This is a genomic window from Paraburkholderia pallida, from assembly GCF_004524855.1.
Taxonomy (GTDB): domain Bacteria; phylum Pseudomonadota; class Gammaproteobacteria; order Burkholderiales; family Burkholderiaceae; genus Paraburkholderia; species Paraburkholderia oxyphila.
Map to the genome: position 1 here is coordinate 613,598 of NZ_CP038152.1, position 14,167 is coordinate 627,764.

The window sequence follows — 14,167 nt, forward strand, 5'->3', positions numbered from 1 at the left end:
TTTGCGGGGCTCACTCACTTAGCTACCAAAGGTATTTCGAATGGCACTCTTGACCCGAGATGTCCACGCACAGCGTCTTAAGGACATGCAGACACTCATGAAACAGCACCGTCTCGACGCACTCATCTTCATGCGCGCGGACATGATCCAGTACGCGACCAACTTCGCAGTAGATGTAGAGACCTGGGAGCGTCCGATCGCGCTGATCGTGACGGCCGATGGCGCAATGTCACTCCTCCTCAACGAACTGTCGATCGGTGGAATCCGGATCTTCAGCACGCAGAACAAACTTTGGATCGACGAGTCGCACGTTCACTACTACGCCGAACATCCGCGCGTCGCTGCGCGCCTGCCGCTAGTTGCCGAATGGAGCGACACCTTCGCTGCCATGGTAGCCGAGGCCGGGCTACGTTTTGGTCGTATCGGCTGCGACGCTTCTCATCCTCTGCTGGCCGCCGCCATGCAGCACTTGCCCGGGGCGTCCCTGCAGGCGATATTCCCCGCCATTGCCTCGCTGCGCTGGCAAAAGCATCCAGAGGAAATTGCAAATATGCGAGCGCTCGCGGCGCTTGCCGATTGGGTACAGGAACGATATATCGAGAACATTCGGCCGGGTCGTCTCGTGCAGGAGCTGGACGCCAGCATGGCGGCCCTGTTTTACGAAGAGGGCGCGCGCCGCTTCCCCGGCGAGGACCTGATGATCAAAGTATTGCTCAGCCTGAGCGGCCCGGCCAGTGCCGCGCCGCACGGTGATGGAGCACAAGGTGGTGCGCGTTTCGAGTCTGGACATGGCATTGTCAACGCCGTGATTCCCAGCCTCAATGGCAGCGTGATCGAGAATGAACGGACCTACTTCTGCGGTCGGCCGAGCAGCGACCAGATCCGCTTCTACGAAACCGCTTTGAATGCGACTAACGCGGCAACAGAGCAGGCAGTTGTTGGCCGCCCGCTGTCGGGTATCGATGTTGCGGCGCTAGATGTGTTCGAGCGGGCCGGCCTGGCGCAGCACGTCAGACACCGCACCGGGCATGGGATGGGCATTCTGCATCACGAATTCCCCGCCGACATGGCGTTCAATCATCGCCCGCTGCTCGAACGGGAAGTCTATTCGGTCGAGCCGGCGTTGTACGTCGACAATCTCGGCGGGTTCCGGATCGACAATACCGTTGTGGTCGCCGAAGGAAAACCTGAAATCCTGACGCACTCGCCCTCACGCCTCTCCGAAGTCATTCTCGGTTAAGCATTTCAGCTAGACGACATACTGTGCGCCTTTCATCGGCGACGTGCTGATGGCCGATGAAGGGGCGGCTTCTCTTGACAACTGGACGGCCCTTTGCGGGGTGGAGCTGACCCTTGAATGTCCGACTCACAAAACTTGCGAAGGGCTGCTCATGGCCGCACCCGGTCCGACGGTTAGCCGACGGACGGTTGCTGTCGTCGGCTCGACTGCATCCGGCAGAAGTCGACTCTGGATTCAGCCAGTTGCCTTTCCTCAAAGCGGCCGCTCGGGATAGTTTGCAATGCTTAAGGCCATTCAATACGTCGGAAACGTCGGAATGGAGCCGGAAGCACCTACGTCAGTTGAGACGCTGACAGCTTGCCAACGATCTGCATCGGCTGCTCTTGCTTGCTCCGCCTGACGCGCCAAATGGAAAGCGTCGCTTCCGAGCAGAATGTGCGGCGGCACTGTCTCCGCGTCGGCGATCCGGAGAATAACCTGTGCTACTTTGATGGGGTCCCCGGACTCGTTGCCCCAATAGCCCTCCAGCTGTTTCACGCTTGCACCGACTGAGGGTTCGTAATCCGCCAATAAGGCCGGTCGGTCTGCGTTCGCACGCTTTCCCCAATTGGTACGCATTCCACCCGGCTCGAGCGCGGTAACCTTGACCCCAAACGGTGCAGTCTCCTGCGCCAGACCTTCGGTGAAGCCACCGACGGCCCACTTCGACGCGAAATAGGCCGCGTTGCCCGGGTATGCCGTACGACCACCCAACGAAGAAATCTGAATGATGTGTCCGCTACGCTGCCGCCGCATGATCGGAAGCGCCGCGCGAGTCAGATTCACGACACCGAAAAAGCACGTCTCGACCAGTCGGCGAAACTCGTTCGAGGGAACCTGTTCGAACGGACGTGTCTCCCCGTACCCGGCATTGTTCACGAGCACGTCAAGTCGCCCGAAGCCATCGATTGCTGCATCGACGGCCGCCTGACCTTGAGACTCGTCCGTGACGTTGAGCTCGACCGCCCGGACATTCGCGCCGTATTGCGCTACCAGTTCGTCCAACTGGCGGACGTTACGGGCGGTCGCGACGACCCGGTTTCCGGCGGCCAAAGCTGCCTCGGCTATGATTCGACCCAGACCGCTTCCGCTTCCTGTAATTAGCCAAACTTTAGACATGTTGAATTTCCTTTTCGTTAAATGGATGACTAGACAGTCATTTAAATGGGAAAAAATTTACCGCAATGCTTTCCACAGGAACTCGAACGTCGACATGCAGATCTATTCGGCATGCTTCGGGTTCCGACTCATGAAATCCATCGTCGTGTTCGCCAGGGACTCTACGACTGCTCCGACGAACGCCGAATCCTGATCCCGCAACGCGCCGTGACGAGCGAGCTGACGGATCAGGTTGACGGACCGATGGGCGACAGCAAACCCCGCCACTTTTGTCGATTCCAGTACGTCCTCCGAAACGCTTATCTGGGCGAGAACTCGCCGCTTCTCGCCATTGGCTGCGCCCCATCGAGTCCACCGCGCCCATACGTGCAGCAACTGTTCGCGCTCGTCCCCCGCGTTCGATAGACCATCGTCAACGGTGGAAATCAACTGTTCCTTGATCTCGATGTAGAGCGCGTTGAACAGCTCGACCTAGGTCGGAAAATACGTGTACAGAGAGCCATCAGGCCTCCAAGACTTCCAAAGACCGAGCGTCGCACGTGCTGCACAAGGCGTATCCAAAGGTCTACGTTGGAACCGCCGAGTTACTCGGCCCCGACTCTACGGCTCAATGCAGCGTGCGAAAGTGAGTGAGGACGCGCCTTCCTGGCCGCCGCATCACTAACCCTGTCGTTCAGCTTTCCGCTCCTTGATCCCGCCTTTGCGTGTGATTGTCCCGGCTGCAATGAGTCCGATCTCGTAGAGGATGACCAGAGGGAACGCGAGAATCAGCTGGGAGAACACGTCCGGTGGCGTCACCACGGCGGAAATCGCGAACGCACCGACGACCACATACGGCCGGATCTGGCGCAACTTCCTCACCGTCACGATCCCCATTGCTGCCAGAATCACCACGATGATCGGCACCTCAAACGTCACGCCAAACGCAAGAAACATGGTGAGGGCGAAGCTCACATACTTGTCGATATCCGTCGTCATTTCCACCCCGAGTGGGGCGTTGTAGTGCGCCATCACATGGAAAATAGTCGGGAACACGGCGAAATAGGCGAACGCCATGCCGCACAGAAACAAGGTGTAGCTGCTGGCGACCAGCGGCACGACGAGCTTCCTTTCGTGCCGGTAAAGCCCCGGAGCGATAAACGCCCAGATCTGGTAGAGCACGACCGGTAGTGCGATGACGAGCGCAACCACCATTGTGACCTTCACTGGGACGAAGAAAGAGCCGGTGACGTCGGTGACAATCAGCTTGCCGTCCGTCGGCAAGTTCTGGATCAGCGGATGTGCCAGCACCCGGAAGATATCGGGCGCCCAGTAAACCAGTCCCATGAACACGAACATCACCGAAGCGCCTGCGCGGATGATCCGGTCACGTAGTTCTCCCAGGTGTGAAATGAACGTCTCTTCGACGGGTTCGTCTCTAATGTGTTGCAGGTCGCTCATGCCAGGCCTCTGCCAGTAATCGCCAATGGAAGAAAAGTGAGTCAACGCCCAAACGAACGCGGGGAATGCTATGAAAAAAAAGACACCCGGCGACGCATTGTCTCGGGACTACGCCGTACAGTCCGCGGCGTGCGCGATAGCTGGCGCGTTCTGCGCACTATCGCGTGCTTGTACCAGCTCGGGATAGCAGCCTGCTTGACGCGCCAGTTCCTGTGCTTCGTTTGCGACGCGTTTCTAATGTTCATGGGGATACCTGAGGTATCGCCGTAGACGGACGTTAGATCTCGACCTTCAGAGCCCGTCACAGTGTCCGACATCGATGTGCCCGATTTCCACGTGTTGTCGAGTTCGCTTTCTTGCGAGCGCAGTACGTTGTGAACCTTGTTCTCGACATCCCGCGCCGATGATTCAAACTCTCCGCGCATCCTCTTCAAACTGTCCAGTTCAAGCTCGCGCGCGACTTCCGCCTTGACGTCGTCGACATACCGTTGCGCGCGGCCGAACAGCGCGCCCGCCGTTCGCGCTACGCCAGGCAAGCGCTTTGGGCCGAGCACTACAAGTGCGACGACACCGATCATCGCCATTTTGGTTAATCCGAGGTCGAACATGGGATCGAGGCTCCTGGAACTGGGGAGTACGGCCGAGGCCGTACTTGTCTAGAGTGGACCGTGAGGCTGATCCGATAACTACCGGTATTCGCCCCGATGCGTCATGTCCTTCGTTTCCACCTCAACGACACCGTCATGAGGCAATTCGCGCTGCCGCTCCGAATTTTGATTCTCGGCCATGCCATCCTTGAACCCCTTGACTGCGCTACCAAGATCGCCTCCGATGTTTCGTAGCTTCTGCGTACCGAAGACAAGCGCCACGATCAGCAAAACGATCATCCAATGCCAAATGCTCAACGAACCCATGATTGAAGACCCTCTCTGGCCGCGCAGCGCGTGTCGCCCGCGACGAAGAATGCGAACCTTGCGGCTCCGACTCGGAGCATCGACGCTCCGCTGATAGAACGGATGTTGTACCCAATGAAGGGCACCCACGACAGCTTCCTGAATGGAGCCGCACTAGCGCAACGATCTGAACGCTGACCGGATTTCGTGACTGAAGAGTTCTGGTTGCTCCCATGCAGCGAAGTGGCCGCCGTTGTTGACCTCGTTGAAGTAGATGAGGTTGTGATAGCTGCGCTCCGTCCAGCTTCGCGGTGCGCGATAGATTTCGCCCGGGAAAATCGACACTGCAGCAGGCAGGGATATGTCCACAGCGTTGAAGTTGTTGGAATGGTCTTCCCAATAGATCTGGGCTGCCGAGGTCGCGCTATTCGTCAGCCAGTAGAGCGAAATATCGTCGAGAATCTCATCACGCGTGAGCACGCGTTCCGGTACGCCGCCGCTATAGGTCCATTGAGAAATCTTGTCGTACATCCATGCGGCCTGCCCAACGGGTGAATCCGCGAGCGCGTAGCCAACGGTCTGCGGCCGGGTCACCATCATGGCCGAATAGCCGCTATTGTCGCGATAGAACGCACTGAGAGACTCGTATGCGGCCTTCTCTTCCGGCGACAGGTTGCCCGGTGCCGGCTCTCCGAGAGTAAGCAATGTGGCGATGTCGGGTGGCACCGTTGCGGGCATGTTGACGTGAATGCCGATCAAGCCCTTTACCTTCTGCATGGCCATCCGGTGAGAAATCACCGATCCACAATCACCGCCTTGTGACACGAAGCGGCTGTAGCCTAACCGGACCATCAATTCGCCCCATGCCCGGGCGATGTGATCCGAACCCCAGCCGGTTTTCTTTGGCTGCTCCGAGAAGCCAAAGCCGGGTATCGATGGCACGACGATATGGAATGCGTCGTCGGCGCTTCCTCCGTACGTAGTGGGATCGGTAAGCGGAGCAATGACCTTCAGCAGTTCGAAAATCGAACCTGGCCAACCATGGGTCATGATCATCGGCATCGCATTCTTGTGGCGAGACTGAACGTGAATGAACTGGATATCGAGACCGTCGATTTCGGTCATGAACATCGGCAATGCATTCAGTTTTGACTCGCCCCTGCGCCAGTCGTAACCGGTTCCCCAGTACTGGACTAGTGCCTGCATTCGCGCCAGCTGCACACCCTGGGACTCGTCGTTGACGGTCTCCTTGCCAGGCCAGCGCGTGGCGGCGAGCCGTCGACGCAAATCGACGAGGCTGGCTTCCGGCACGCTGGCCTTGAACGGGCGGATCCTGTCGTCACCGGTTGCGGCGAAGACGGCTCCGGGAATCAGGCCGGCGGCGGCTACCGCGGCTGTAGCCGCGAGGATATGACGTCGACGGTGTGAAAACGGTGTTGAAGACATGGCTGAAATCCTGGCGCTAGAAAGTAACCGGCGCGCCCATCACAATGCGCCGGAGTGTTCACGAGAAGGACGCTTCATTGCCGGACTTCCTGACTGCTAAACCGGCGTGGGGCATCGATCACACAATGGATAAGGCAGGTCGTGACGGGCAATTAATGACCGGTGGTGCGAATACGCCGAGATCGAAACATCCGGCACGTGAGCACCGGACTGCGACGCGGATGTAGTTGTCGCGCAAGCAGCAAGAACCAAAGCGCTCGTCGTGCTCGGCAATGAGGACGAGCAGCAAGAGCTGCGAGGAATCGATACCCAGAGGGGCGCCGCGCCTCGTCGTAGAGGGCGGTCAGCTCGCGCGCTGTCTGCTGCGTGCCTGTGAGCAGGCAGTGGCGCGCGATCTGGCGGCTCACGTTGCCGGTCATTTCGGCCCCGTGCGGGACCATCTCGATGCGGGACATGCTTCTTGTCTCCAGGCCTGGCGGGCGGCTTGCCCGGTCCGTGTATTGGAGCGCCCCGATGTATCCCGCGCGTGTCGGGCGAACTGCCTTTGTGTATGCGCATGTTTCCGCCCGGCGAGCGGATACGTAGCGATACATAACCCATGGGCGACACGGGCGCGGCGACCCTCACAAGAATTCGCGGATTCGGTCGAGGGCTTCCTCAAGCAAGGTAGCCAGGGGATCCCGACTATCCCCATTGACAAGACAAGCGCGCAGAAAGCTCTACGCGCCTCTTGCGGAGACGGCTCGTGATAATATTCGCATGCGAACTATATATTTACTGGCGTTCCGATGCCATGACGCGTTGCGAGGTTTCAGAAGTGGATCATCGGCTTGTCTATTTGCTGAATGTGGGGCAGAGGGACCTGCGCAGGCGGTCTCAAGAGCGGACGGCTGCTTCCGATGGCGCAGCTGGGTTTTTGCGCGCGGACGCCAAATGACGGGGCGCTTGATGAATCTGCGTGGTGGTTCCCCGGGATGCAATTAGCAATCCAATGCTTAAGAAGCCACGCGATCGTTGGGGCCCCGTTCGAAATGCAATTTTCGCGACAGCGTTTCTCTGCAGAGCAAAGCCGCGAGAAGTCTTGCGATCTCTCCTATTGACAGCCGCACGCTCATAGATCTTCCGTCCGCCCTTGTAGCCGGAGTCGTCGCGCTCGGCACCGGACACGCCGGCACGAAAGTCGCCAACCGCTTGGCCGATAAAGCAGCCGAGTAGGTGCAGCGCCACGCAGATGTGCGTCACCGTGCGATCTTCCCACGGGTCTTGGCGTCGACCAATCAACGGGACGATCTCTCGGATGTTCGATGTTGGCGGATTGTGGAGGAGGTGGGTAGCGCTGAGCGTGTCAAGGTTTCGACGACCACGTTCCGGCGGACCTTCTCTGCGGTGCCTTCCTACTATGTCTCGAGTCTTTCTGTAGGCTGCATGATCGTTTAGCAATTGGCGGAACAGCACACATACGCTTGAGAAGCGGCATAGACGCCAGCGGATCTGGAGCCCGCCGGCACATGAAATAGACACTTCGGAAAACAGTCGGCGCGGCCGTTCAAACTCCAATCATGATCTGTAGTGTCAAAAGGAGCGAAACGACATGGTTGATGAGTGTCATGTCTACAGTGTGGGTGATCAGCGACCGCTCGGCCAGGAGCGCCTCGGCGCGGCGCGAAAGCGAATGGGTCATATCGACCCTGAGCAGCCGTTCGACCCAACACCGCTTCGATGGCAGCTTCTGAGGTGTAGCGGCCAAACACCCAGACACGCAGACGCGAACAGCGGTCTGGCAAAAATATGGCTCTGCGCGGATTTTGGGGACTGGATGGCCTTTGCCAACCGGAACGGCTCGGCCAGGTTGAGTGTCGGAAAATATCAAGGAGCAAGCGAGAAAGCGCTTAGTTCGCTCTTCTGCGTGAACGCCGGCTTGAGATACAACGTGTAATCCGACTTGATGACTTTTTTCACGATGGGCGCGTACCAATAGGTTCGAGTGAAGGGGATACTGGACAAGCGTTCAACATGCTGCTTTGCGTTAATCCCATGACTTACTATTTTGAACGCCTCAAATGAACCAGCAGCTACCTGTACTCGCTCGAAAGCAACAATCTCGTCGCTGCCACTGACGTCAAGGGTTCCGCCAATAGAATGCTGTACATGATGAAAATTCCAGGTCTTCCCCACCGTCATGGGGAAATTAAGACTCTCGTCGCTAGGCTCATACGTTGCTCCGCCGGCCTCTCGAGTCATGTTCCCCTGATTGTTGAAGTCGATTTCTTTTAGGGGCCCACCGTTCCACGAAGCCGACAACGTCGTTCGCGCCCCGGTTACGGCAACTACCGTCAGAACATAGGGGGTTCCGGGCTCAGCGTCGGTTCTTCGTTGAATAATTGTCCACGTATCACCGACCTTGTAGCTCGGCGCAGAAGCCGTCATCGGGCTTGCCTTCTCCTGCGCCGCGAGGGGGCTTGCGAGGCAGCCGAGCGACATTGCGACATAACAAGAGTGCCTCGCAAGCATCGACAAGTATGATGTCACGATGTGGATTTTCACGGGTAACCTCCAGCCGGCGAGAGCACACGAATGCCTCAAACGGCGGCGCTCACGGAGCGCAGGCCCTGCGCGCGATTCTGTTCTCCATACGTCGTGCGGCGCGGTTTGTTACCGCACATATTCAAAGACCTTGTGACTCACCTGTAACGGGTGTGGGTTGTGGATTTCCCAAGATAACTGAGTGACTGACCGCTGCTCATCGGGAGCGGTTGCCACGACACCCGTCGCGAGACAGGAGAAGCGGTGGCACCAAACCCTTTTCCCCACGAATGCGTGGAGAGCCAAAAAATATGGGGTTGCTGCGCGTAACCGTAACAGCACCGCCCGTGTTGGTAGGTGGACCGTCCTAAATGCATCGCCAATCGTACGCTGTGGACGACGACGGGACAAGTGCGGTCGGCATCGATAGGTCCGTTGTTCGGGAACAACCGCCGCTTGAGTGGCCGACCAAAATCGTGGGGGAGCGTCGGCTTTTGGCCGAACACGGTCCGATGATGAGTCGATGACGGATGCTGTCGTCGACCCGACTGCATCCGGCAGAAGTCGACCCGTTGCGGCCGTTCGGCCTTTGAGTGGCTCGGCGGCCGCTTTGGGTACGACTTCTGCCAGTACAAGTGGTGCCCCGCATTCATTGGGGGCGGTTGACCGTGGTGGCTCAGTTCGCCGGAGAGGGTTGTCTGCACTCTCGCTTTCCCTCGCAGATGCCGAGCGTAAATACGGCAAGCGCGCCACTCGCGATCGCGAGCGGCCACATCAATGCGTCGTTTCCGAACACCTTCATCGCAGCGCTAGCGACGAGCGGCCCGACGATCGAGCTGGCCGTGAACGCCAGCGACACTAGCCGCATGTTCCTTACGAGCGCAGTCTTCTCGCTACGTGCAGCCGCGTACATGCCCAGTGTGATGAACGCGCTATTCATGCCTCCGACTACGAGGCCGCTCGCCGGATACAACCACGTCATTGGAGTGGCGAGCGCGAAGGTGACGAGTGCCAGCGTGCTCGTCATCGCGCACACGATCACCGCGAATCCCAAACCGGCGCGGTCAGCCATCCAGCCGACTGGAAATTGCAGCGCCATCCCGCCCAGGCCGAGGCATGACAGCAGCAGGGTTGCCTGTGTGCCGCTCATTCCACGCGCACCGGCATAAAGTGGGAACAGACCATATAGCGCGCCGTCGATGATTCCACCAACAGCCACCACTATCATGCCGAGGCATACAAGTGCGCTGACTGGCGTGGTGCGGACGCCTCCGTCAGGGGTCGCCTCACGTGCAACGGGATTTGGCGGATGCCCCGATGCGGTCAACCAGAGTGGGATAGCTGCGGCAGATGTAAATGACAGGCCGGCGACAACCGTCGCGGAACCGTCTGGACCGCACCAGGCGGCCAGTGCCGGCGCGATTACGCCAGCTGTCGCAATGAGCGTCTCATGCACGCCGACCACCCGGCCGCTCAACTCCTCGGGAACGAGACTATATAGCCACGACTCGTTGGCGATCCAGCGCAGCCCAATGCCCAGTCCAGTCAGGATGCCCGGCACGATCCAGAGCGGCCATGACAACCACGCGATGGAGGAAAACGCGACGATACTGGCCGCGAGGCCGAGCGATACCGTTCGCCTTGCGCCGATGCGAGCAACCAGCAACGGGGCCGCCGCCAGACCCGCGAGCATGCCAGCCCATTGCGACGCGGCGAAGAGGCCGGCGCGCTGCGCGTCGAGGCCTTGATGAGCGAGCCAGACCGGCAGCACGATAAAGCCAATGCCGAACTGTCCGATCTGCGCGAGCATCGACACGGCGGTCAGTGCGGTGATGGCTGACCAAGGCACCCCTGCTGAAGGTTTCATGGCGCACTCCGGGCCGGCATGGGTAGCCCCTCTTCGCGGCATTCGATCGGGCAGCCGGCCTTGAGGCATGGCCCGTCGTCGCAAAAGCGACATAGCTGCATCGCTTGGGCAGGGTCGCGCGTCTCGTGCCAGAGCATCTTGATCATCAGGTCTTCGAGCACTCGGCGCTCATCGCTGTCGAGATGGCCCACGATGCGCATCAGGATATTTTCGCGCGCGCTCTGCAAGCGCTTTACTTCCCGTCGGCCGCTGGCAGTCAGCGCGAGCGCAACGGAACGTTTATCGACACCGGTTCGCTTCTCAACGAGGCCGGCATCGACCAGGCCGGCTACGGCGCGCACAGCTGCGGGATGCGATAGTGCGACGGCATCGCGCAATAGTTCGATCGATGCGTCTGGATATTGGCCGATTGCATTGAGCATCGCCCGCGCAGTGGGGCCAGCGAGAGCTGGAAGGGAGTGCAGCGCGAACATCTCGTCCGTGACGAGCACGGCGAGTGCGCCGAGTAGATTTTCCGTACGCTGTGTCATAGGGCACCCCAAATACATGCATCATGCACATATGCAGTCTGCACATATTTGGGTGAAAACGCAAGGGCGGCAAGTTCAGATGCAGGCAACTGCGCGTCCGCGCACCGAATGGCTGTTGACCGCCGTGGAACCGCCATCTGGATGACCGACGAGCAGTATCGGCAATCGGCCGTTCCTGGCCGATCACTGCCTTATGGTGAACGCACAATAAGCCGACCCGCGTGTTCAGACGTTGCCGACACGCGCAAGCCCGTGGCAAGTGCCCGGCGTCAGTTCCTATGGGGGCTGGTGGTTAAACTTCGTTGATAGAGCTGACCCGATGAGCGCTCTATTCGTGATCAAGCCGTGGCAGGTCCGCGAGCGTTCGGCCCGCATCGGAATAAGTGGCTACCATTTCGATGCCTTCGCGTCCGGCCTCGTCGACAACGCATCGGACCTCTGGACCAGCGACGCGCTGTCCATCCAGCGGAAAGACGGTCACGACGGTGTCGCCCTTGGCCAGTGCATCCACCACTTCGATCTCAGGTTGTGGGTTCGCCTCGGGTCGTATCCTGTCGGCGCCGGGCTTGCCAGTCCGACCGAGGCGCATTGCTTGACGGTCGGGTGAAATGCCAAATCTCATGATGCGGAATGCGGGCGGCGGTGACGGAACGCAGGAGGAAAGGGCGCACACGGACGCGCCATCGCTTTTGTGCAGCAGGCTGCACGCCTGTTGGCACACGCGGGGGCAACCGCTACCAGGGGAGTATTTCCCCATGGCGGTTGACAAAGCGTAGTCCCGGAATACCGGCGCTTCGTTCAACGACGTCTACTACAAGCGGGATACTTTCGGCGATCTCCAATGTCGCCTGTTCTCCGCCCATTTCGGTTCGTACCCATCCCGGTGCAATCAGAAGCAGTGAGCGCGATTCACCGGCGTGGCGGGCCGAGAAGGCTTTCATGAGCATATTCAACGCGGCCTTGCTGGAACTGTACAGCTCCCAGAAGCCGGTGCAATTGACGATGCTGCCAAGCTCGGATGACATGATGGCAATCACGCCCTGTTCGGCGACCCGGTAATAAAGGGCTTCCACTACACGCATCGGCCCAAGCGCGTTGGTCGACATCATATCGAGGAAGTCCTTTTCATCAACCTCGAGCGGCGTAAGCGTGTTTGCCTTGCATATACCAGCGTTGACGAATAATGCGTCCAGGCTGACTGTCTCAAGTCGCCGGGCCAGTGCGCGTATCGATGAACCATCAGCGATATCGACCGTTTCGATTTCGAGCGACGACGGGTAACACTCGCGCAATTTATCGAGACCTTCTGACCGGCCACGGGATGTCGCTATGACATGCCAGTTTCGTGCGCAATATTCCTTGGCAAGCGCAAGACCAAGTCCGCGAGAAGCGCCTACGACGACGATCGTCCTGCGTTGACTCACGACGGATCTCCTGTTTGACGTTCATGTCATTCACGAACTTCGGCTTATTGCTAGGCCGACTTGCCTGGATCCCGAATTTCGCGCCGCGCGATGCGCGGCGCGTTGCAAGGGCGCTGACTCAGTTACCGGACTTGGTGTAGATCGAATGCGGGCTGCGCGAGAAAATCTCGCGCACCATCGGCTCGAAAAACGAAAGCGGCAAGACGTCAGCGTCTTTCACGAAAGCCGGGCCGTCATATTTGGCACAGAATTCCTCGGTGAGATGGAAGAGTTCCGGTTGATCGCGATAGCGCTCGCGCATGTTGCGGTCGAGGCCCAGATACTGGAAATAGAAATAGCCCTGGAAAATACCGTGATGCTTGATCATCCAGTGATTGTCCGGTGAGACGAACGGATGGAGGATGGCCGCCGCAATGTCGGAATGGTTGTAGCTTCCCAGCGTGTCGCCGATGTCGTGCAACAGCGCGCATACGACATATTCGGTATCCCGCCCGTCGCGGTGGGCGAGCGTGGCGGATTGCAGGCTGTGATTCAGACGGTCGACCGGAAATCCACCAAATTCTCCTTCAAGAAGCTTCAGATGCTCGATAACGCGCTCGCCAACAGCCGAGTCGTAGGGGTGAGCTTCGCGGTTGATGATTTCCCAGTCTTCGGGAGTGCTTTGGGCGATGTCTGAGAACGAGGCGCGCGCGCCGGTCGGTGCAATGCTTTTCATGTTGGTCTGAATTCGAGGTCAGGTTGTGAAACTACTGGAGTTGCCGTGAAACGAACGTCGATCAGGATGTGACGAGCATCGCGTGATCGCCGTGGTAACCGAAGTAGGCGTTTTCGAGTGCAATGCCGTCGCCGAATTCGTCCCGGCTCTGGTTCAACACGATTTTCCCGTTGCGTAGAACGGCAATCCGGTCGGCGAGGTCGAGCACACGAGCGGTGGATTGCTCGACCACGAGCAAGGTGAGGCCGGCTTTTTTCAATTCATAAAGTGCTTCGTAGACCTGATCGACAACGAGCGGGGCGAGGCCGAGCGAGGGTTCGTCGATCATCATCAGCCTGGGTTTGAGCAGGATGGCCCGAGCGATGGCCAGTTGCTGCTGCTCTCCGCCTGACAAGTAGCCCGCTGCGCCCTTGAAGCGCTTGCGCAATATCGGGAATAGCTGGGTGGCCTTTTCAATGTCTTCGCGAACCGATTCGCGGTCCTTGCGATGCATGGCCGCAAGCATGAGGTTCTCTTCGACGCTCAGCGTTCCGAAGATGTGGCGGCCTTCGGGAACCAGTGCGAGACCGTTCCTGCACAGCCGCTCGGGCTGGCTGCCGACGATGTTCTCGCCGGCAAACGTGATGCTGCCCGCGCGCGGCTTGAGCACGCCGGCAATGCACTTGAGCAGGGTGGATTTGCCCGCGCCGTTCGGTCCAACCACGAACACGAGCTCGCCGGCACCCACCGCGAGGCTGACGCCCTTGAGCGCCTGGAGCTTGCCGTAAGAGGCGGACAGGTCCGCGATTTCGATCATTTCACATACCTCCTTGAATAAGCGAAGCCTCAGCCATCGGCGTGGCAGGGCGGATACCAGGGTTGACCCAGGGACGGGCATGAAACGCTTGACAGGGATCATTGTGATCGTAAATATGTGAACTGTCCACAGTCT

The 14,167-nt window shown here is 59.1% G+C and carries 16 protein-coding genes; 3 read left to right on the top strand and 13 right to left on the bottom strand.

The genetic code is table 11. From position 1 onward, the window contains the following. Window positions 1-40: 40 nt before the first annotated feature. A complete protein-coding gene (locus E1956_RS45625) occupies window positions 41-1,240 on the top strand; it encodes a M24 family metallopeptidase (protein ID WP_134760697.1) in 1,200 nt (399 codons plus the stop codon). A 294-nt stretch (window positions 1,241-1,534) separates the two neighbouring features. Here E1956_RS45625 and E1956_RS45630 read toward each other — a convergent pair whose 3' ends face one another. The 7 genes from E1956_RS45630 to E1956_RS45660 form a co-directional block, all read right to left on the bottom strand. Then, window positions 1,535-2,398: an oxidoreductase gene (locus tag E1956_RS45630; protein ID WP_134760700.1), complete on the bottom strand. Its 864-nt coding sequence runs from the start codon at window positions 2,396-2,398 to the stop codon at window positions 1,535-1,537. A 102-nt stretch (window positions 2,399-2,500) separates the two neighbouring features. Continuing rightward, the gene (locus tag E1956_RS45635) at window positions 2,501-2,827 is read right to left on the bottom strand and encodes a hypothetical protein (RefSeq protein WP_134760702.1); all 327 of its coding nucleotides are present in this window, start codon (window positions 2,825-2,827) and stop codon (window positions 2,501-2,503) included. 231 nt (window positions 2,828-3,058) lie between these two features. Next, the gene (gene tatC / locus E1956_RS45640) at window positions 3,059-3,838 is read right to left on the bottom strand and encodes a twin-arginine translocase subunit TatC (RefSeq protein WP_134760704.1); all 780 of its coding nucleotides are present in this window, start codon (window positions 3,836-3,838) and stop codon (window positions 3,059-3,061) included. Between the two features lie 68 nt (window positions 3,839-3,906). After that, the gene (gene tatB, locus E1956_RS45645; RefSeq protein ID WP_134760706.1) at window positions 3,907-4,446 is read right to left on the bottom strand and encodes a Sec-independent protein translocase protein TatB; all 540 of its coding nucleotides are present in this window, start codon (window positions 4,444-4,446) and stop codon (window positions 3,907-3,909) included. Window positions 4,447-4,524: 78 nt separating this feature from the next. Further along, complete coding sequence (gene tatA, locus E1956_RS45650; RefSeq protein WP_134760912.1) at window positions 4,525-4,752, bottom strand: Sec-independent protein translocase subunit TatA; 228 nt, start codon at window positions 4,750-4,752, stop codon at window positions 4,525-4,527. A gap of 153 nt (window positions 4,753-4,905) precedes the next feature. Beyond that, window positions 4,906-6,177 (bottom strand): epoxide hydrolase family protein, encoded by a 1,272-nt coding sequence (locus E1956_RS45655; RefSeq protein ID WP_134760708.1) that lies wholly within the window; start codon window positions 6,175-6,177, stop codon window positions 4,906-4,908. Between the two features lie 152 nt (window positions 6,178-6,329). Beyond that, on the bottom strand, window positions 6,330-6,632 hold the full coding sequence (locus E1956_RS45660) for a hypothetical protein (protein WP_134760710.1): 303 nt from the start codon (window positions 6,630-6,632) through the stop codon (window positions 6,330-6,332). A gap of 1,152 nt (window positions 6,633-7,784) precedes the next feature. Between E1956_RS45660 and E1956_RS47485 the strand changes: the two genes are divergently transcribed. After that, window positions 7,785-7,910 (top strand): hypothetical protein, encoded by a 126-nt coding sequence (locus E1956_RS47485; protein ID WP_256377833.1) that lies wholly within the window; start codon window positions 7,785-7,787, stop codon window positions 7,908-7,910. A gap of 133 nt (window positions 7,911-8,043) precedes the next feature. On the opposite strand, the gene E1956_RS45670 is transcribed toward E1956_RS47485, so the two are convergent. The 3 genes from E1956_RS45670 to E1956_RS45680 all read right to left on the bottom strand — a co-directional run bounded on the left by E1956_RS45670 (window position 8,044) and on the right by E1956_RS45680 (window position 11,097). Further along, the gene (locus E1956_RS45670; RefSeq protein WP_134760712.1) at window positions 8,044-8,721 is read right to left on the bottom strand and encodes a hypothetical protein; all 678 of its coding nucleotides are present in this window, start codon (window positions 8,719-8,721) and stop codon (window positions 8,044-8,046) included. A 655-nt stretch (window positions 8,722-9,376) separates the two neighbouring features. Beyond that, on the bottom strand, window positions 9,377-10,636 hold the full coding sequence (locus tag E1956_RS45675) for an MFS transporter (protein WP_232072551.1): 1,260 nt from the start codon (window positions 10,634-10,636) through the stop codon (window positions 9,377-9,379). After that, window positions 10,564-11,097, bottom strand: coding sequence for a MarR family winged helix-turn-helix transcriptional regulator (locus E1956_RS45680; protein WP_134760914.1), 534 nt, complete (start codon window positions 11,095-11,097; stop codon window positions 10,564-10,566). Before E1956_RS45680 ends, E1956_RS45675 begins: the two co-directional genes overlap by 73 nt. Window positions 11,098-11,416: 319 nt before the next feature. On the opposite strand from E1956_RS45680, the gene E1956_RS45685 reads away from it, so the two are divergent. Further along, window positions 11,417-11,704, top strand: a complete 288-nt coding sequence (locus tag E1956_RS45685; RefSeq protein ID WP_134760716.1) for a hypothetical protein — start codon at window positions 11,417-11,419, stop codon at window positions 11,702-11,704. Between the two features lie 127 nt (window positions 11,705-11,831). On the opposite strand, the gene E1956_RS45690 is transcribed toward E1956_RS45685, so the two are convergent. The 3 genes from E1956_RS45690 to E1956_RS45700 all read right to left on the bottom strand — a co-directional run bounded on the left by E1956_RS45690 (window position 11,832) and on the right by E1956_RS45700 (window position 14,032). Next, window positions 11,832-12,521 carry an SDR family NAD(P)-dependent oxidoreductase gene (locus E1956_RS45690; RefSeq protein WP_134760718.1) on the bottom strand — a complete coding sequence of 230 codons (690 nt, stop codon included), beginning with the start codon at window positions 12,519-12,521 and terminating at the stop codon, window positions 11,832-11,834. A 118-nt stretch (window positions 12,522-12,639) separates the two neighbouring features. Further along, window positions 12,640-13,236: an HD domain-containing protein gene (locus tag E1956_RS45695; RefSeq protein ID WP_134760720.1), complete on the bottom strand. Its 597-nt coding sequence runs from the start codon at window positions 13,234-13,236 to the stop codon at window positions 12,640-12,642. Window positions 13,237-13,297: 61 nt separating this feature from the next. Then, window positions 13,298-14,032, bottom strand: coding sequence for an ABC transporter ATP-binding protein (locus tag E1956_RS45700; RefSeq protein ID WP_134760722.1), 735 nt, complete (start codon window positions 14,030-14,032; stop codon window positions 13,298-13,300). Window positions 14,033-14,167: the final 135 nt, after the last annotated feature.